The organism is Alphaproteobacteria bacterium, from assembly GCA_041396705.1.
Classification (GTDB): Bacteria; Pseudomonadota; Alphaproteobacteria; order CALKHQ01; family CALKHQ01; genus CALKHQ01.
The window spans coordinates 39,304-57,092 of record JAWKYB010000016.1 but is presented as its reverse complement, the minus strand read 5'-3'; the positions used below and the strand labels follow the sequence as shown (position 1 = coordinate 57,092).

Sequence of the window (17,789 nt, the reverse complement as noted above, 5' to 3'; positions counted from 1 at the left end):
AAGTCGGGGCTCGATGAGGCGGCGCGGCAACCGGATGCCGGCGGCGCCGCAACCGTGGCCGGGACGCAGGCCCGGACCGCTGACCTATGCCGTGCTCGGCTTCTGGGCGCTGGTGTGCCTGTTTCCGCTCTACTGGGTCGCCGTGACGTCGCTGAAGGACGGCGACGCGATTGTCACCGGGCCGCGCTACCTGCCCTTCGTCGACTTTCGTCCGTCGTTGGATTCGTGGGCATTCGTGCTGACCGACCCGGTCCAGGACCTCCTGGGCCGCTTCGTGAACTCCACGGTCGTCGCGTTCGCGTCGACGGCGCTGGCGCTCGCCGCCGGCGGCATGGCCGCCTATGCGCTGACCCGGCTTCGCTGCGCGATCCCGTGGCGCCTTGCGGCAATCGGCCTGGCGGGGAGCGCCCTGGCCACGGAAGCGCTGCTGTCGCAGCAACAGCGCCTGCCGGCACTGATCGGCCTGGCATTGGTGCTGTTCGTCCTGCCGTGGTTCCCCATCCTGCGCCGCGGGGCCGCGGTCGGCAGCCGGACGATCCGGATCGCGATTCTGGCGAGCCGGATGGTCCCGCCGGTGCTGACCGTGGTGCCGCTCTACCTGGTGGCACAGACCCTGGAGATCCTCGACACCCGCGGCGGATTGGTGCTCGTCTATGCCGCGGTCAACCTGCCGGTCGCGCTGTGGCTGCTGCACAGCGTGCTCGGCGCACGACCGACCGAGCAGGAAGAGGCGGCCAGGCTCGACGGCGCGTCGCATGCGCGCATCCTGGTCGAGATTCTTGCGCCGATGGTCGCGCGCGGCATCGCCGGCGCCGGCCTGATCGTGTTCGCACTGTGCTGGACCGAATATCTGTTCGCCGCCTATCTGACGACCGACGCCGCCCAGACCTTGCCGCCGCTGGTGGTCGGGCAGATATCGACCGGCGAGGCCCAGGTCGGCGGCGAACAGCGCGAATGGGCCCGGTTTTCGGCGGCGATCGTGCTGATGGTGTTGCCGCTGCTGCCGCTCACGGCCTTTGCCGTGCGGCATTTCGCCCGAGCCGTGCCGAGGCGCGGCTGACCCCGTCACGGCGGGGCGCGTCAGTCTGTCAGCGGCGAATCGCCGACCTCGATTCCGATCAGCTTCCAGTCCGGCCGCTCGAAGAAGAACCGCAGCCGGAAGTACAGCGTACCGCGCGGACCGGTCGCGCCGCCATAGGCTTCGAGCACACCGTCGGCGTCGCGCGTCGGGGCCGGCTCGAAGGTCAGTCGCCAGCCCTCGATCCCGGTGAGGTCGACCTGCGCGTCGATCACGCTCTGGAATGCCTCCTTCAGCTGGTCGGCGTCGATCTGGCGCTGCCACAGAGCGGCGATTTCGGCGTGGAACGCGGTGAAGTCGGCGCGCGCGACGGCGTCGGCGAAACCGGCCAGCGCCGCGCGGGTCAGCGTCTCGAGTCCTTCCAGGTCCGGCAGGTCCGGCAGGCCGCCGCCGACGCCGGGCATGTCGGGACTGGTGAAGCGGGCCACGCGCCATTCGTCGCCGACCTCGGTCAGCGCGACGTCGAGCGCGATGGTGCTGCCGTCGGTCCGCGTGACCGTGCCGCCCAGCTGCGCGGTGCCCTCGGTGCTGATCTCGCGGCTCGTCCATTCGGCCCGGTCGAAGCGGTCCAGGCCGAGCGCGGCAACGGCTTCGGCGAAGGCGTCCGCGCTCTGCACGCCTTGCAGGTCGGGCGCGGTCGCTTCGTAGGCCGCCACCGCCTCGCCGGCAGCGAATCGCGCGAACAGCGCGTCGGTCGCCTCGGCCGCCTCGTCGGTCAGGCCGAAGACGAGATAAACCAGCCCGGCGATGACGGCGACGACGCCGACGACCACGATCAGGACAATCCGCAACGCTTTCACGACTTCTTCTCCGCCTGAATCCCGCGACGCCGTGCATCGGCCGCGCCGGCGGAGAATAGCGACGAATGTCTGCGCGGCAACCGCTGCCGACCGGCCCTGGCGTTCTACGCGTTAAACGCGGGTTAACCCGGCGTTCACGGCCTTAATCTACTGTGCCGGGTATGTGCCCCAAGAAAACGCAACCGGCCGACGTTCACGCGCTGAGCAATGCGGAGCTGTGCGCGCTGGTGGCGGATCACCTGCCGGTCTGCATCGGCTATGTCGATGCGCTGCAGCGGGTGCGCTACGCCAATGCGCGTTATCAACAGCTGTTCGACAAGCCGCTCAGCGCCATGCACGGCCGCCCGATCGCGGAGGTCGTCGGTCGGACGAACTACGTCGCCGTGCGCGACCGGATCGAGCGCGCGCTCGAGGGCGAGCCGGCCGACTTCGAGCAGGTCGCGACCTATCCCGGCATCGGCGAGCGCACGGTCCAGATCAGCTATATCCCCGATACCCGCCGGGACGGGTATGTGATGGGCTATTTCGTGCTCACCACCGACATCACCGAGAAGGCGGAAATGCGCCGGGCGCTGGAGGCGCAGAACGAAGAACTGCGTCGCGCCAAGGCGGAACTGGAGCAGCTGGCGCTCAAGGACCCGCTGACCGGCATCGGCAACCGGCGCCTGTTCTATCTGCGGCTGGAGCATGCGATCGCGCTGGCCCGGCGCTCGGGCCAGCCGCTGGCGATCCTGCTGATCGACCTCGACCGCTTCAAGCGGATCAACGACCGGCACGGGCACGCCGCCGGCGACGCGGTGCTGAAAACGACGGCGGACCGGCTGCAGCGCTGCTGCCGCACGGTCGACACCATCGCCCGCCTCGGCGGCGACGAGTTCGTGCTGCTGATGGAGACCGGCGTGACCGCGGACGGCGCCAGGGTGCTCGCCAACCGGCTGGAGCAGCAGCTGATCCTGCCGGTGGACCTGGACGATACCCAGGTCTCCATCGGTGCCAGCATCGGCATCGCGATGGCCGAGGGCCGCGACGTCGATGCCGAGCGCCTGCTCGGCGCGGCCGACAAGGCGATGTACAGGATCAAGGCGTCCGGCGGTGGCGTCGACCTGCGCTGGCTCGGGCCGGAGGACGCGGTCGCGGGCAAACCGGACTCGCAGGCGGTCGCCTGACCGAGCCTGGCCGCTGCGGCCGCTTGCGGACAAACCGACCGCGAACGCGCGTGCGGACGGCCCGGCGCATGCTATAGGAGGCCATCGCCGCACCAGCATCGAGACCGATGGCCGCCGCCGACCGATCCCGCAGACGCATGCGCCTTACGCCGTCGCACCTCGAACGGGTTGCGATGCCGGTTGCCGACCCCGGCCCCGTGCAGGACCGGCGCTATGCCACCGAGGACGACTATGCGGCCGTCGTTGCGCGCCTGCTGGCCGACAGACCCGCCGACGGCGCAGTCTGGATCTTCGCCTACGGCTCGCTGATCTGGAACCCGGTGCACGACGTGGCCGAGCGCCGGGTGGCGCTGCTGCGCGGCTGGCACCGCTCGTTCTGCCTGGGCTGGGACACCCACTTCCGCGGCATGCCCGGCCGTCCCGGACTGATGATGGTGCTGGACCGCGGCGGCGCCTGCCGCGGGGTGATCGAACGGCTGCCCGATGGCCGCGCCGAGGACAACCTGTTCCGCCTGTTCCGGCGCGAGATGTTCCTGCTGCCGACGCCGATGCCGCCGCGCTGGGTCACGGTCCGTACCGCGGCGGGCGAGTGCGTGCGCGCGATAACCTTCGCGATCGATCGCGACAGCGGGCGCTATGTCGGCGGCCTCGACGCCGATCGCGTGGCCGACATGCTCGCCACCGCGGTCGGCCATTGGGGCACGATGGCGGAGTACCTGCACAACACCGTCGCCCACCTGGAGGCCGAGGGCATCCACGACCGACGGCTGTGGCGGCTGCAGGAGATGGTGGCCGCCCGCATCGAGGCCGCCCACGGGCCGATCGGCTGAATCTCAGTCGAGCGTCGGCGGGACCATACCGACGCTGAACGCCTCGAATGCCGACGCGACCGTGCGCACGACCGGGCCGAAGTCGATGCCGTTCAGCGTGACCGTGCCGTCCGGGTCGATCTCCAGCCGGTAGCGGGTCAGCGCGGAGCCTGACTCGGCCAGCGGCTCGCGCTGGCCGAGGGCCTGCAGCATCAGCCAGAATGTGCCGGCCTCCGGCCCCGCGCCCGCGGTCAGCCCGCTGCCGATGGCGTCCATGTTGGCGAAGCCGGCGTCGATCGCGCCGGCGACGGAGAGCGCGGCCTCGCGGTCGGCGGCCAGTGCCGCGTCGACGCTCAGTCGGGACTCCGCCCAGTCGACCGTCAGGTCGAGCGTTCCGCTGGTGCCGAAGTCGAGGGCGGCCTCGCCGAAGGTACGGAAGAACACGTCGAAGGCAGTCTTCGGCTCGTCGACCCAGACGTCGGCCGTGGCGACCAGGTCGCGCCAGGCACGCCCGAACGGAACGGCGTGTAGGTCGAGCACCGAATCGTAACCGGTCGGCGTCAGCGTCGCCACCAGCGCGGCCAGGTCGGGGTTCAGGTCGATCAGGGGCGCGCCGCCGCCGGGCAGGTTGTCGAGCGCCGCCTCGATGTCGAGCGGCTGGATGCCGGTCGCGGTATCGGCGATGCGGATGTCCCACGCCTCGCTCGACCCGCCGGCGATCTCGACCGATTGGTCATGCAGTGCGATCGACGAACCGGACGAGGCGACGTCCTGCAGCTGCGTATGGCTGACCAGGCGGTCGAACAGCACCGGCAGCGCGTCGAGCAGTTCGGCGAAACGGACGCGCATCTGGTCCGCGTCGAGCTGGCCTTCCTCGGCGGCAAGGCGGGGCAGCCAGTCGAGAATCAGGTCGTGCCAGGCCAGGACCGGCACGCCGGACGCCGTCGTCTCGCTCAGCAAGGCGCCGATGCGGTCCAGTTCGGTCCGCTCAGGCGGCGCTGCGGGGTTGTCGGGGTCGGGCACCAGCATCGCGCTGACCAGCTCGGTCGCCCGAGCTTTCGATTCGATGCGCCACAGGCCGTCGCCTTCCGCGATCAGATAGCTGCTGCTCGACAGCGTCGCGAGCTCGAGCACCATTGCGGCGTCGCTCGCCGGGCCGAAGCCGAACGGCAGCGCCGCCGCGCCGAAGGTCGCACGCAGTCCGGTGCCGCTGGCGCTGACCTGCAGCGGCTGGTCGAGCGCGTCGGACCAGACGCCGCGCAGCGACAGGCTGTCCTGGTCCATCGTCAACGCCGGGGCGCCCTCGGCGGTAACGATCACCGCCGGAACACTGTCGATGCTGAAGCGGGTGCGGTCGGGGTCGGCCGGATCGGGCATCAGCGCGATCGCAAACGCGCCGACCTCCATCGCGATTTCGGTCGGGCCCGGCTCGCCGGCGGGCGGGATCGACGGGTCGCGGCCGACCGCGAAGGCCGATACCTCGACCCGATAGCCGGCCCCGTCGACGGCGACCCGGAACGGATCGGCCGGGGTGACCCGCAGGTCGAAGATCTGCTCGATGTCGCGCAGCAGGCCGTCGAAATCGGCCTGCAGGGCATCGGCGCCGGCCTGGTCCGCGCGCGCCGCAACCGGCGCGAGGACAAGCAGCGCCACGGCGACGGCCTTGCCGGTGCCGGCCATTGGCGAGGGCATCGGTCGCTCCCGTTCCGTTGGTCGGGTCTCGGGGTGGACGCGTCGGGCCGGTTCGAGGATCGCCCCGACGCGTCCGCCCGGTCGTTCCCGGGCTATTGCTGCCCGAGCATCATCATCAGCGGCTGCATGTCCTGGCCGTTCATCAGGACCGAGCTGCCCGAGATCTGGAAATCGAACACGGTCTGCGGCCCGTTCGCGCCGTCCTCCTGCTGGCCGAGGGCCTGCAGCATGGTCAGCGGCGCGGCGGATTCCGGCCCCATCGTGTTCTCGACCTCGCGGATGAAGTCCTGCATCTGGCTGACGGCGATGAGCAGGCCGCCGCTTGCCATCACCGGCGAATTGGGATCGGCGTGGATCTCGCCGTCGAAGGTGACGTTGCCGGTCTGGAAGTCGACATGACCGCCGAGGTCGACGCCGGACTGGGCCTGCAGGGCCAGCTGCAGGATCTGCTGGCCGAGCATCGGTCCGATCATGTCCATGTCGCGGATCTCGGCGCCGCCGACAGCGCTTTCCATCGCCTGCCAGCCGAGACCGGTCGGCAGGTCGTTCAGCGCCAGGTCGATGTCGACCACCGTGGGCACGAACTGCGCCGGCGCCTCGTCGCCCGGGATCGTCAGGCCGGTCAGGCCCAGGCGCAGCTGCCAGTCTGAGACATCGCCGGCAAGGCCGGTCGCCGAGATTCCGAACTCGTGGCTGTCGATCAGCAGCCGGTCGTCGCGATCGCCTGCATCGAGCCCCGTAAGCGTCCAGGACAGGTCGAAGTCGTCGAGCACCGTGGGGAAGTTGAGGATGGTCTGCTTGAAGAACGCCTGCGCTTCCTCGTCCGACGCGAACTGCGGCTCCTCGCCCATCATCGCCGGGTTGCTGCGTACCCACTCCATGTAGTCGGCGAAGGCGAAACCGGCGACGGACTGGTTCAGCGTGAACCGGTCGAGCCGGAACGGCGTCTGGCCGTCGGCCTCCACCACCACGTCCTCGATGACGGACTCGCCGGTGCCGTCCCACAAGCCGGGCTCCACCTCGGTCAGGCTGGAGCCACCGTGGATCGAGCCGACCGAAAGCCGGAAGTCCGGCGCGTTGGCGACCGACGCGTCCGGCGTCACGACCACGTTGTCGAGCGCGATCTTGGCATCGGTGAAGTAGCTGATCTCGCTGGACCAGGTCCCGGAGAAGTCGTGGCTGCCGATGTCGATGAAGGCACGCTGGCCCTCGGTGCCGTTGATGACCAGCTGTACCGGGCCGCCGCCGAGCAGGCTGCTGCCGCCCAGGCGGGCCGAAACGCCGAACACCGCGTCGTCGACCGGATCGGGGTCAAGCTGCAACGTGACGTCGTCGAGTTCGACCTCGGCATGGTTGCCGGCTTCGTCGAACACCAGGACCAGGTCCGGAATGACGATGCGGTAGCCGTCGCCGTCGATGTCGGCGGTCACGGTGCCGCTGCGGAACGACCAGGCCGGAATGCCGGTATCCGCCAGGAAAGACGCGACCTCGCCGCGCAGCGTCTCCGCCTCTTCGAGCGTTGCCGCCTGGCCGGCGCCGCCGCCGAGCGCACACAGCGCCGCGCCCAGCGCCGTCGATGCCATGAGCGCGCGCAAATCGATGCGCGTCCGGGAAATTCCGTTCATCTGCCTGCTCCGTCATTCGGGTGACCGGGGGTGACCGCCGGCAACCTAGCCGTCCCGCACGGGATTGATATAGGCAATTGTGGCGTCAGTGGGATGATCATAGATCGTGATCGTGTCGAAATGCGCTGCGGCCGGCCGGCACCCTGGCCTCGCCCCTTGTGCAAAGCGCCCGATGGAGCCAACGTCAACTCATGCGAGGCCAGACGACGACGGCCTGGGCATCGCCCCGGGACACCTCCCCGGTGATCGCGGTCCTGGGCCCGACCAACACCGGCAAGACCCATTTCGCGGTCGAGCGGATGCTGGCGCACGCCTCCGGCATGATCGGATTTCCCCTGCGCCTGCTGGCGCGCGAGATCTTCGACCGTGTGGTGGCGGAGCGCGGGCCGCGGGTCACCGCGCTGATCACCGGGGAAGAGAAGATCATCCCCGAAGACCCGCGCTATTTCATCTGCACGGTCGAGGCGATGCCGCTGAGCCGGCAGACCGAGTTCCTGGCGATCGACGAGGTCCAGCTCGCCGCCGACCCCGACCGCGGCCATGTGTTCACCCAGCGCATTCTGGGCGCCCGCGGCATCGCTGAGACCGTGCTGCTGGGCTCGCAGACCGCCGAGGGACTGATCCGGCGGCTGCTGCCGCATGTCGAGATCCGCACCCGGCCGCGCCTGTCGCGGCTGAGCTACGCCGGGCCGCGCAAGCTCTCCCGCCTGCCGCCGCGCACCGCGGTCGTCGCCTTTTCGGCCGAGGACGTGCACGACATCGCGGTAGCGCTGCGACGGCGCCGCGGCGGCTGCGCCATCGTCATGGGCGCGCTGAGCCCGCGCACGCGCAATGCCCAGGTCGCGCTCTATCAGTCCGGCGATGTCGACTTCCTGGTCGCGACCGACGCCATCGGCATGGGGCTCAACATGGACATCGACCATGTCGCCTTCGCCAGCCTGGCCAAGTTCGACGGCCGCCAGAACCGCCGCCTGACCGACGCCGAGATCGGCCAGATCGCCGGCCGCGCCGGCCGCTACATGCGCGACGGCACCTTCGGCGTCACCGAGCCGCTCACCGGTTTCGACCAGCCGCTGATCGAGGCCCTCGAAGGCCACGACTTTCCGCCGCTGCGCGCCTTGCAGTGGCGCAACGGACGGCCGGACACGCGAACCCTGGGCGCGCTGCTGCGCAGCCTGGACGACCCGCCGCCGGACCCGGCCCTGCTGCCGACCCGCGACGCGGAAGACCACCTGGTCCTCAAGGCGCTGGCCGAACAACCCGAGATCGTGGATCGCGCCAAGGACCCGGATGGCGTCGCGCTGCTGTGGGAGGCCTGCCAGACGCCGGATTTCGCGCAGGTCGGCTCCGGCAGCCATGCCCGCCTGATCGCGCGCATCTTCGTGCACCTGCGCGACGACGGCGTGCTGCCGGTGGACTGGGTGGCCAACCACGTGGCCCGGCTGGAGCGGGTTGAGGGGGACATCGGCGCGCTGCTGGAACGCATCGCACGCATCCGCACCTGGACCTATCTTGCCCATCACGGCGAATGGATGGCGGATGCGGTACACTGGCAGGAGCGGACGCGGGGCATCGAGGATCTGCTGTCGGACGCGCTGCACGACCGGCTGACCGACCAGTTCGTCGATCCCTATGCCGTGACGGCGGGGCGGCGACGGCGTAAGCATGAGGAAGAGGTGGTGGCCCGGCTGCGCGACGGCGCGGTCTGGGTCGGAGACGAGAGGATTGGCGTGATGGCAGGTCTCGGCTTCACTCCCGACCCGGACAGCGGGCTCGATCCGGACGGCCTCAGGCGGCGTACCGCCGGCTACGGCGACACCGCGCTGGCGCGCGGGGTGCGGCGCGCCCTGCGCGAAGGCATGCCGGGCTGGGTCGACGGCATCGTCGGCGCCGCCGACGACGCGTTCCGGCTGGGCGGCGACGGCGCCCTGCGCTGGGACGGCAGCGAGATCGCACGGCTGAAGGGCGATCGCGAGGTGCTGTCGCCGGCGGTGCAGCTGACCGGCGGCGATTCGCTGGAGCCGGCGGATCGCGACCGGCTGGTGGCGCGGCTGAAGGCCTGGACCGAAGGCCATCTGCGCAGTCGCCTCGGCGCGCTGTTCGCGCTGCGCGAGGCGGAGCTCGGTGCCCATGCCCGCGGTCTCGCCTTCCAGCTGGTCGACGGGCTCGGCACCGTGCCGCGCGCTCAGGTGCGCGGCCATCTCGACGGGCTCGGCACCGAACGCAAGGCGCTGCGCGGCCTGGGCGTCAACTTCGGCCGCTATGCGCTCAGCGTGCCGGCGCTGGCGCGGCCGGAAGCGGTGCGCCTGCGCGCGCTGCTGTGGTGCCTGCACAACGACAAGCCCATGCCCAACCTGCCGGCGCGCCGCGGCCGCAGCGTGCCGGTCGATCCGGCGGCGCCCGAGGGCTTCTATCCGGCCACCGGCTATGTCCGGGTGGCGCGCCGGGCGATCCCGATCTGGCTGTTCGACCGGCTCGCCGATGCCGCCGCGTCCGCCCTGCGCCGCGGGCGCCTGACCGCGTCGCCGCAGCTGGCGGCCTATGCGGACCTGACCCTGGCCGAGGTGCGCGAGGTGCTGGCCGTGCTCGGCTTTCGCCAGGTCCAGGACGGCGATGGCGCGCACTATGTCCCCGGCCGGGCGCGGCGCGACGACGACCGGCCGCGCGGCCAGCAGACGGAGGGTGAGCGGACGCGGCCCGGCCGTCGCCGCGGTCGCGGGCCCCGGCCGGACGGCGAGGCCGTCGCCGACGGTGCGGCGGCGCGGCCGGACGGCGACCGGCAGGACCGGCCGGCGCGCACCCGTCACGACAAGCCGCGCAAGGGCGGTCCGAAGCCGAAGGACAAGGACCGCAGGCCGCAGGGCGGCGGCCGGCAGGGGCCGACGCGGCGCGAGCCGGCCTTCGATCCGGATTCGCCGTTCGCCGTCCTGCAGGCGCTGAAGCAGAGCATGACCGGCGGCTGATGGCGGGGGACGACGCGGCCGGCCGGCTGCGGCTGGACAAATGGCTGTGGTACGCCCGCTTCTTCAAGAGCCGGACGCTGGCCTCGGGCGCATGCAACGCCGGCGGCATCCGCATCAACGGCACGCCGGCCGGCAAGGCCAATGCCGCGGTCAAGCCCGGCGACGTGCTGACCTTCGCCCAGGGACCCTATGTGCGCGTGATCGAGATTGCGGCCCTCGGCAGCCGGCGCGGACCCGCCAGCGAGGCGCAGGCCCTCTACCGCGACCTGGCGCCGCCCAGCGAGCAGCCGCGCATGCCGCGCGCCCCGGCTGTGGCGCTGCGGGACCGCGGCAGCGGCCGTCCGACCAAGCGCGAGCGACGCCAGATCGACCGGTTGCAGGATGACGACTGAGCCTCCGCGCGCCGCGCGCCGCGCGCCCGCTTGGCCCATGGCCTTGCCAAATCGGTCCGCATGCCCAGATTCCCTGGACGCCCGGGCCCAATGCCAGGGGCGCTGCAGGGGATGATCGGTAGGCTGAAATCCTTGCTGGCGGCGCGGCCGGACCAGCGCGGCGAGGCCGGCGGCGAGGCCGAACTGCGCCGTTCGGTTGCCGCGCTGCTGTTCATGGCCGCCCAGATGGACGACCGGATCGACGCGACGGAGCGGGCGGTGATCGCGGACGCCGTGGCGGCGCGCTTCGCGCTGCCGGCTGACGAGGCCGCCGCCCTGCTGGCCGAGGCGGAGCGCGAGGCGCAGGACGCCACCCATTTCCAGCGCTTCACCGCCGAGATCAAGCAGGCCTATGACGATGCGGAACGGCTGCGGGTGATGGAGATGCTGTGGCAGGTGGTCTGCGCCGACGGCGTCGTCCACGATCGCGAAGCAAACCTGATGCGGCGCATCGCCGGCTTGCTCTACGTTACGGATAAGGATAGCGGTTTGGCCCGCCAACGTGCGCTGGCATCGGCCGATGCGGCGCGGACACGGACATAACGACGCGCTGGGGCAACGCTCCGGGACCGGCCGTTGACCGGCGGGGATCGTGCCGATGCGCAGCGAAGAAGGACGACGCGATGACCTATGTGGTGGTGGAAGGGTGCATCCGGTGCAAGTACATGGACTGCGTCGAGGTCTGCCCGGTGGACTGTTTCTATGAAGGCGAGAACATGCTCGTCATCCACCCCGACGAATGCATCGACTGCGGCGTGTGCGAGCCGGAATGCCCGGCCGAGGCCATCCTGCCCGATACCGAGCCGGGCCTGGACAAGTGGCTGGAACTGAACCGGACCTTCGCGGAGTCCTGGCCCAACATCACGCGAAAGAAGCCGTCGCCGGCCGACGCCGACGAATGGAAGGGCGTGGCGGGCAAGGAGAGCCAGTTCAGCACGAATCCCGGCACAGGCGATTGACCGGCGCGACGGCGGTGCGGCGGCAGCCGTTGACTCCGCGGCAGTGTTAACCAAATCAAGAGAGACTAGGAAATTGCGCCAACCTGTGCTATGCTTCACTACAGCATGAATGGTTGGAATTCATGGCTCTCGGTGCGTCGGTTTTCCAACGTCAGTTAGGTAGAGCACAGCAAACGACGTTGAGCACGGCGCCGTAGTTTCTGGAGTGAGTGGGGTCGCCGAAGCGACCCGGATGGCCAACGGTCCCCGCGCTGCGCCGTTTGCGCGGAGCGAGCGCGTGACCCGTGGGCTTTTCGGTCGCCAAGCGTGCACGGTTGAAGAAGGAAGACAAGATGGCGGACGGCAGTGAGTTCAAGCCCGGCGAGATGGTGGTCTATCCGACCCATGGCGTGGGTCGGATAGAGGCGATCGAGTCACAGCAGATTGCAGGGCACGAACTGCGTGTGCTGGTCGTTCATTTCGAAAAGGACCGGATGACGCTGCGCGTCCCGATCAACAAGGTGAGCACCTCGGGTCTGCGCGCGCTGTCCAGCCGCGACCGGATGGATGCGGCGCTGAAGACCCTGACCGGGCGGGCGCGGGCGAAGCGTACGATGTGGAGCCGCCGCGCCCAGGAATACGAGGCGAAGATCAACTCGGGCGACCCGGTCTCGATCGCCGAGGTGGTGCGCGACCTGCACCGCTCGTCGAACCAGCCGGACCAGTCGTACAGCGAGCGGCAGATCTATCAGGAGGCGCTGGACCGTCTGGTGCGCGAGCTGGCGGCGGTCGAGGACATCGACGAGCCGGCGGCGATCACCAAGCTGGAGCGCGTGCTGGAAGCGGCCTGACCGCCCGGCCGGGCCCGATCCGGAAGTGGCGACGGCGCAGCCCGACGGCTGTGCCGTTCGCGTTTGAAGGCCGGCTCATCGGTCGGCCGGCAGGCCCTCCACCGGAACCGGCACGGTGATGCCCTCGGCTTCCTCGAACAGCAGCGAGAGCGGAATCGAGCCGCCGTCGAGCCGGCTCCAGTCCACATTCTCGACCACCACGTGAAGCTGGCCGGGCGCGAGCGCGACGGCGCTGTGGCCGGGCAGGTCCAGCTCCGGCTGCGGCTGCGACGCGGCGTCGACCAGCACCGCCGCGTCGGCGACCCGCAGCCGCAGGCCGACCAGCCGGTCGTCGCCGCCGTCGTTGACGATGGTCATGAACAGGGCGGCATCGTTCGGCGCACCGACGATCGGCACGGCGCGCGGCTCGCGCACGGTGATGCGCCCGCTCTCGCCGGTCTGCATCGCCGCCACCACCGCGACGGCCGCGGCGGCGGCCAGGACCGTGATGGCAGCGATCGGCGACATGGCGAACGGTGGCACGGGGCCTTCTCCGTCGGGTCACGGCGATGCGTCGGACGGCGCGTACGGTCGGGCGATCGCGCCCCGGTCGCTGCCGCCCTTCGGCGCTCGGGCTAGAGAGTGGCCAACGCCGGCCGGGGTTGCAGTGCGCAAATGGACGCACTGCCGTGCCGCGGAGCGGCCAGACTCGGCGGCTCAGCTTGTCGGCACCGCGCATTCGTCCACGAAACTGCGCTCCACCGCCGACGGCGGTGCGTCGGCCGGCGACAGGTCGTCGCGGCGGGTCAGCCCGTCGGCGAGACGCTGCTCCAGCGACTGGCGCCAGGACGGCGGCCGGGTGCGCACGAACAGCCGGCCGTCCTCGCTCAGCGCCTCCGGCTCGCTCAGCAGCCGCAGCGCGCGGTTCCACTGGTAGTTGGCATCGAGGTCGCGGCTCACCTGGAAATAGGCGTCGCCCAGGTGGACGCGCAGTTCCGGGTGGCCGGGCTCCAGCTTCACCGCCTCGCACAGCGGCGGAATCGCGTCCTGGAACCGGTCGAGCTGGTAGAGAACCCAGCCGAGGGTGTCGAGATAGGCCGAATTGGACGGATCGCTGCGCACCACGTTGCGGATCAGTTCCAGCGCCTGCTCGAGGTTGCGGCCGTCCAGGCTCCAGCGATAGGCCAGATTGTTCTGGGCGACGATGCTGCCCTGCGCCGCCGCCTCGCCGTACCAGTATTCCGCCATGTCGGTGTCGGCGCGGCCAGCGAGGCCGAGGTCGTGAATGAAACCGGCGCTGTTCTGCGCCTCGACATGACCCTGGCGCGCGGCCTTCTCGTACCAGCGCAGCGCGGCGGCATAGTCCTGGCCGGTGCCGAGGCCGTTGGCATACATCCAGCCCAGCGCGTACTGGCCCTCCGGATCCCCGGCCGCGGCGTCGGCGCCGAAAATCTCAAGCGCGCGGGCATAGTCGCCGAGGTCGTAGGCGGTCCAGCCTTCCATGATGTCGGCACGTGCGCCGGGCGCCGACCAGGCGAGCGCCAGCGCCGCGGCCGCGCCCAGCCAGGCCGCGCGCCAGGTCCGGCGCGGGGCGGTCACGAGCGTGCCGGCGCGAGGCCGCCGTTCGCGCCGGTGCGCGGCAGGGTTCGCAATGTCCATTCGATCAGGTCCTTCAGCACGCTGCCCAGCGCCACGTCGAACGCCGTGACGACAGCCTCCAGGTCGCGGGTCGCAGCATATTGGCTAGCTTCGAACGTATTGTTGGCGAAAATCAGGCGCTCCGGCATCTTCACCAGCTTGGCGTTGATCTGCACCCACACGCTGGGCGGCTCGTTCTCGCCGTGCAGCTGGGCCTGGAACTCGCGCAGCTCGGTCTTCAGGATGAAGTCGGGACGCAGGTCGGTGCTCTCGCGGGCGATGGCGACGATGCGCCCGCTGTTCTCGAATGACTCGACGATCAGCGTCTGCACCATCGACGGCGCCCGGTCGCTCCACGCCGATTCGGCGAAATACTCCAACCGGTAGGCGTCCTGCGCCAGCGCGATGCGGGCGGTGTCGAGGCCGGCCGCCGCGAAGGGTTCGTCGACGATCATCTGGGCGGTGATCAGCGGCAGGTCGGGCGCAAAGGTGCTCTTGGGCGACAGGGTGTAGAGCTGCGGCGGCGGCGAATCGCCGGGCAGGGTGCAGCCGCCGGCCGCCCACAGGCCGGCTGTCCCGAACAGGCCGAGGGCGCGGCGCCGCCCGATCCCGGTTGCCCCGTTCATTGGAACTCGTAGCCCTCGGTACTGTCGCCGAAGAAGAAGCGGGACGGCGCCCGTTCCAGCTCGGTGACGATCCGGCTCAGCTGGCCGATCACGTCGCGGACCTCGGCGATGGTGGCGCTCAGCTCGACCAGACCGGTGCCGACGAAATCGCGCAGGTCCGACCGGTTCTCGGCGAGGATGCCCTCGATCTGCCCCGCCGCGCCGGTCACGGCATCGGCGGCGCGCGCCACGCTCTGTGCCGCCGGCCCGATCTCGGCATCGACCCCGGCCAGCACCGAGGAGGCGTCGAGCACCGCGGTGTCGAGGTGGCTGAGCAGCGCCGGCAGGTCGTTGGCCAGCGTGGCGCTGGTCTCGTCGAAGCGCTCGGCCGCGCCGGTGATCGCCTGCATCAGCCGGGGCACGCCGTCGTCGGCGTCGGCCAGTGCCGCCGACACCTGGGCGAGATTGTCCAGCATCGCGGCAAAGGCTTCCTGGTTCTGCGCGTCCAGCAGGGTGTTGAAGCGGTCGACCGCCAGGATCAGCTGGTTCAGCAGCTCGGGCGCGTTCTGGATGACCTCCTGCAGGCCCGTCGGCTGGGTCGTGATCGGCGCGCCGTCCGGCAGGACGGCCGCTTCCCGGGTGCCGCCGCTGATCTCGATGTAGCTCAAGCCGGTGATCCCCTGGAACTGCATGGACGCGACGGCGTCGGTCTTGATCGGCACGTCGCTGTCGATCGCCAGGTCGACCCGCACCTGCTCGACGTTGTCCGGGTCGATCGAGATGCGGGTGATCCGCCCCACCTTGACGCCGCGATAGCTGACCGTGCCGCCTTCGGTCAGCCCGCTGACCGAGTCCGTGAACAACAGATAATATGCTTTCTCGACCCGGTCGAACTTGATGTTGGCCAGCCAGACGACGAAGCCGAAGCCGACCAGCACGAGCAGCAGGACGAAGCCGCCGACCAGCACGTAGTTGGCACGGGTTTCCATGCGCTACTCCGCCGCGCGCAGCGCTGCCCGGGCGCGCGGCCCGTGGAAATAGGCCCGAATCCAAGGGTGGTCCAACTGCATCAGGTTCGGCATCGTATCGACGATCACCTTCTTGTCGACCAGCACGGCGATGCGGTCGCAGATTGCCGCCAGGCTGTCGAGGTCATGGGTCACCATGAATACGGTGAGACCAAGGCTTTGTGTCAGGCTGAGCAGCAGCTGGTCGAACTCGGCGGCGCCGATCGGGTCCAGCCCGGCGGTGGGTTCGTCGAGGAACAGCAAAGGCGGGTCCAGGGCCAGGGCGCGGGCGAGCCCGGCCCGCTTGCGCATGCCGCCGGACAGCTCGGACGGGAACTTGGCGCAGGCGTCGGCGGGCAGGCCGACCATGCGCACCTTGAGCGCGGCCAGGTCGCGGGCCAGCGCGGCCGGCCAGTCGCGATGCTCGCGCATCGGCGCCATCACGTTCTCCAGCACGGTCAGCGAGCTGAACAGCGCCCCGTTCTGGAACAGCACGCCCCACTGCGCCTGCATCCGGGCCCGGCCGGCATCGTCGAGGCGCGCCATGTCGGCGCCCAGCACCTCGACGGTGCCGGCACGCTGCCGGTTGAGGCCGACGATGGTGCGCAGCAGCACCGACTTGCCGGTGCCGGAACCGCCGACCACGCCGAGCACCTCGCCGCGGCGGACATCGAGGTCGAGGCCGTCATGGATGACCTGGCTGCCGAACTGGTTGCGCAGGCCGCGGATGCGGATGGCGATCGCCTCGCCGCGGTTCAGGGATTCTCGGGCCGGTTCGACCATGGGCGCGTCCAAGGTTGGCGACCGGTGCGACGGATGACAAAGGCGTTAGACACCGAGGTAGGAATACATGATTGCGAACAGGGCGTCGAACACGATGACCAGGAAGATGGACTCGACGACGGAACGCGTGGTCTGCCGTCCGACGCTTTCGGCGCTGCCGCCGACCCGCAACCCCTCGTAGCAGCCGACCAGGGCGATGATCGCGGCGAACACCGGCGCCTTGCTCATGCCGACCAGGAAGGTCGACAGCGAGACCGCCTCGCGCAGCCGCTCGAGGAACTGGGTCACCGGGATGTCGAGCACGACCAGGCCCATCAGCGCGCCGCCGATCAGGCCCATCAGGTCGCCGAACAGGGTCAGCGCGGGCAGGGTGAGCAGCAGCGCGAACAGGCGCGGCAGCACCAGCGCCTCCAGCGGGTCGACGCCGATGGTGACCATGGCGTCGACCTCCTCCTGCGCCTTCATCGCGCCGATCTGGGCGGTGAACGCGCTGCCTGAGCGGCCGGCGACGATGATCGCGGTCAGCAGGATGCCCATCTCGCGCAGCACCGCGATCCCGACGAGGTCGACGGCAAAGATCTCCGCGCCGAACGCCGCCAGCTGGGTCGCGCCCATATAGGCCAGGACCAGCCCGATCAGGAAGTTGATCAGCCCGACGATGCCGAGCGCGTTCAGCCCGGTCTGCTCGACATGGAACAGGAAGGCGGTGATGCGGATGCGGCGGGGCCGCGCCAGCGCGCGGGCGAAGGTCACGGTGACCGCCCCGAAGAAGCTGAGCAGGCCCAGCAGCGACGTCAACGCGCGCACGGTGGCGCGGCCGCTGCGCTCCAGTATCGCCAGCCACTGGGGCAGGCGCGGCCGCAGCATCTGGTCGGCGCGCGGCGACTCGATGGCCCCGACGCGGTCCAGCATCGCCGCGACGTCGGGTTCGGCATGGTCGATCGTCACCGCGACGCCGCGCGCCGCGAGGCGGTGGGCCAGGCCGTGGATCAGCCATGCGCCGGCGCGGTCGACGATGTCGAGCGCGGACAGGTCGATCCGCGCCGTGCCGGCTCCCGGCAGTTCGAGCGCGCTCAGGCGGGCGTGCGCGGCGCCGATCGCCTCGCCGCGCCACTGGCCAGACGGCGTGACCACGAAGGTGCCGTCGACGGTTGCGACGCCGAGATCGGCGTGGGCTGGGGGCGTTGCGGCGGCGTCGGCGTGGCTCATAGGCGGGCGATTATGCCCGATTCCGGTCTGCCGGGCACGAAGCCATGCGACGGCCCGGCGCGGCGGCATGCGGCGGTGCCGCCGGCCGCCGCAGCGGGCCGCGGCCCGGTCGGGGCCGATTGACTATGCGGCGGAGACTGGCTTGATTGGTTGGGCCGACCAAGCAGCAGCGAACCGGCGTGGGGCGCAAGGCCGGGCGGTTGGAAAGGGAGGAA

The 17,789-nt window shown here is 70.5% G+C and carries 17 protein-coding genes; 8 read left to right on the top strand and 9 right to left on the bottom strand.

The window, feature by feature from the left end; translation table 11 throughout:
- Window positions 1–13: 13 nt before the first annotated feature.
- Window positions 14–1,060 carry a carbohydrate ABC transporter permease gene (locus tag R3F55_20750; protein MEZ5669818.1) on the top strand — a complete coding sequence of 349 codons (1,047 nt, stop codon included), beginning with the start codon at window positions 14–16 and terminating at the stop codon, window positions 1,058–1,060.
- A 20-nt stretch (window positions 1,061–1,080) separates the two neighbouring features.
- On the opposite strand, the gene R3F55_20745 is transcribed toward R3F55_20750, so the two are convergent.
- Window positions 1,081–1,878: a hypothetical protein gene (locus R3F55_20745; GenBank protein ID MEZ5669817.1), complete on the bottom strand. Its 798-nt coding sequence runs from the start codon at window positions 1,876–1,878 to the stop codon at window positions 1,081–1,083.
- 161 nt (window positions 1,879–2,039) lie between these two features.
- Here R3F55_20745 and R3F55_20740 point away from each other — a divergent pair, with 161 nt between their 5' ends.
- Window positions 2,040–3,044 carry a GGDEF domain-containing protein gene (locus R3F55_20740; protein ID MEZ5669816.1) on the top strand — a complete coding sequence of 335 codons (1,005 nt, stop codon included), beginning with the start codon at window positions 2,040–2,042 and terminating at the stop codon, window positions 3,042–3,044.
- Between the two features lie 137 nt (window positions 3,045–3,181).
- Window positions 3,182–3,874, top strand: coding sequence for a gamma-glutamylcyclotransferase (locus tag R3F55_20735; GenBank protein ID MEZ5669815.1), 693 nt, complete (start codon window positions 3,182–3,184; stop codon window positions 3,872–3,874).
- Window positions 3,875–3,877: 3 nt separating this feature from the next.
- On the opposite strand, the gene R3F55_20730 is transcribed toward R3F55_20735, so the two are convergent.
- Together R3F55_20730 and R3F55_20725 are read right to left on the bottom strand one after the other, a co-directional pair.
- Window positions 3,878–5,545: a hypothetical protein gene (locus tag R3F55_20730; GenBank protein MEZ5669814.1), complete on the bottom strand. Its 1,668-nt coding sequence runs from the start codon at window positions 5,543–5,545 to the stop codon at window positions 3,878–3,880.
- Between the two features lie 92 nt (window positions 5,546–5,637).
- Entirely contained in the window at window positions 5,638–7,170 is a 1,533-nt protein-coding gene (locus R3F55_20725; GenBank protein ID MEZ5669813.1) for a hypothetical protein, read from the bottom strand.
- A 242-nt stretch (window positions 7,171–7,412) separates the two neighbouring features.
- On the opposite strand from R3F55_20725, the gene R3F55_20720 reads away from it, so the two are divergent.
- The 5 genes from R3F55_20720 to R3F55_20700 all read left to right on the top strand — a co-directional run bounded on the left by R3F55_20720 (window position 7,413) and on the right by R3F55_20700 (window position 12,353).
- Window positions 7,413–10,133, top strand: a complete 2,721-nt coding sequence (locus R3F55_20720) for a helicase-related protein (GenBank protein ID MEZ5669812.1) — start codon at window positions 7,413–7,415, stop codon at window positions 10,131–10,133.
- Window positions 10,133–10,525, top strand: a complete 393-nt coding sequence (locus R3F55_20715; protein ID MEZ5669811.1) for an RNA-binding S4 domain-containing protein — start codon at window positions 10,133–10,135, stop codon at window positions 10,523–10,525. The genes R3F55_20720 and R3F55_20715 overlap by 1 nt, the downstream gene beginning before the upstream one ends.
- A gap of 111 nt (window positions 10,526–10,636) precedes the next feature.
- A complete protein-coding gene (locus R3F55_20710; protein ID MEZ5669810.1) occupies window positions 10,637–11,107 on the top strand; it encodes a TerB family tellurite resistance protein in 471 nt (156 codons plus the stop codon).
- Window positions 11,108–11,187: 80 nt separating this feature from the next.
- A complete protein-coding gene (locus tag R3F55_20705) occupies window positions 11,188–11,523 on the top strand; it encodes a ferredoxin family protein (protein ID MEZ5669809.1) in 336 nt (111 codons plus the stop codon).
- 332 nt (window positions 11,524–11,855) lie between these two features.
- Entirely contained in the window at window positions 11,856–12,353 is a 498-nt protein-coding gene (locus R3F55_20700) for a CarD family transcriptional regulator (GenBank protein MEZ5669808.1), read from the top strand.
- 75 nt (window positions 12,354–12,428) lie between these two features.
- Here R3F55_20700 and R3F55_20695 read toward each other — a convergent pair whose 3' ends face one another.
- The 6 genes from R3F55_20695 to R3F55_20670 all read right to left on the bottom strand — a co-directional run bounded on the left by R3F55_20695 (window position 12,429) and on the right by R3F55_20670 (window position 17,574).
- Complete coding sequence (locus tag R3F55_20695; protein MEZ5669807.1) at window positions 12,429–12,875, bottom strand: copper chaperone PCu(A)C; 447 nt, start codon at window positions 12,873–12,875, stop codon at window positions 12,429–12,431.
- Between the two features lie 174 nt (window positions 12,876–13,049).
- The gene (locus R3F55_20690) at window positions 13,050–13,931 is read right to left on the bottom strand and encodes a tetratricopeptide repeat protein (GenBank protein MEZ5669806.1); all 882 of its coding nucleotides are present in this window, start codon (window positions 13,929–13,931) and stop codon (window positions 13,050–13,052) included.
- Window positions 13,928–14,596, bottom strand: a complete 669-nt coding sequence (locus R3F55_20685) for an ABC-type transport auxiliary lipoprotein family protein (GenBank protein MEZ5669805.1) — start codon at window positions 14,594–14,596, stop codon at window positions 13,928–13,930. The genes R3F55_20690 and R3F55_20685 overlap by 4 nt, the downstream gene beginning before the upstream one ends.
- Window positions 14,593–15,564: an MlaD family protein gene (locus R3F55_20680; GenBank protein MEZ5669804.1), complete on the bottom strand. Its 972-nt coding sequence runs from the start codon at window positions 15,562–15,564 to the stop codon at window positions 14,593–14,595. Before R3F55_20680 ends, R3F55_20685 begins: the two co-directional genes overlap by 4 nt.
- Window positions 15,565–15,567: 3 nt before the next feature.
- A complete protein-coding gene (locus tag R3F55_20675) occupies window positions 15,568–16,365 on the bottom strand; it encodes an ATP-binding cassette domain-containing protein (GenBank protein MEZ5669803.1) in 798 nt (265 codons plus the stop codon).
- A gap of 45 nt (window positions 16,366–16,410) precedes the next feature.
- The gene (locus tag R3F55_20670) at window positions 16,411–17,574 is read right to left on the bottom strand and encodes an MlaE family lipid ABC transporter permease subunit (GenBank protein MEZ5669802.1); all 1,164 of its coding nucleotides are present in this window, start codon (window positions 17,572–17,574) and stop codon (window positions 16,411–16,413) included.
- Window positions 17,575–17,789 lie beyond the last annotated feature (215 nt).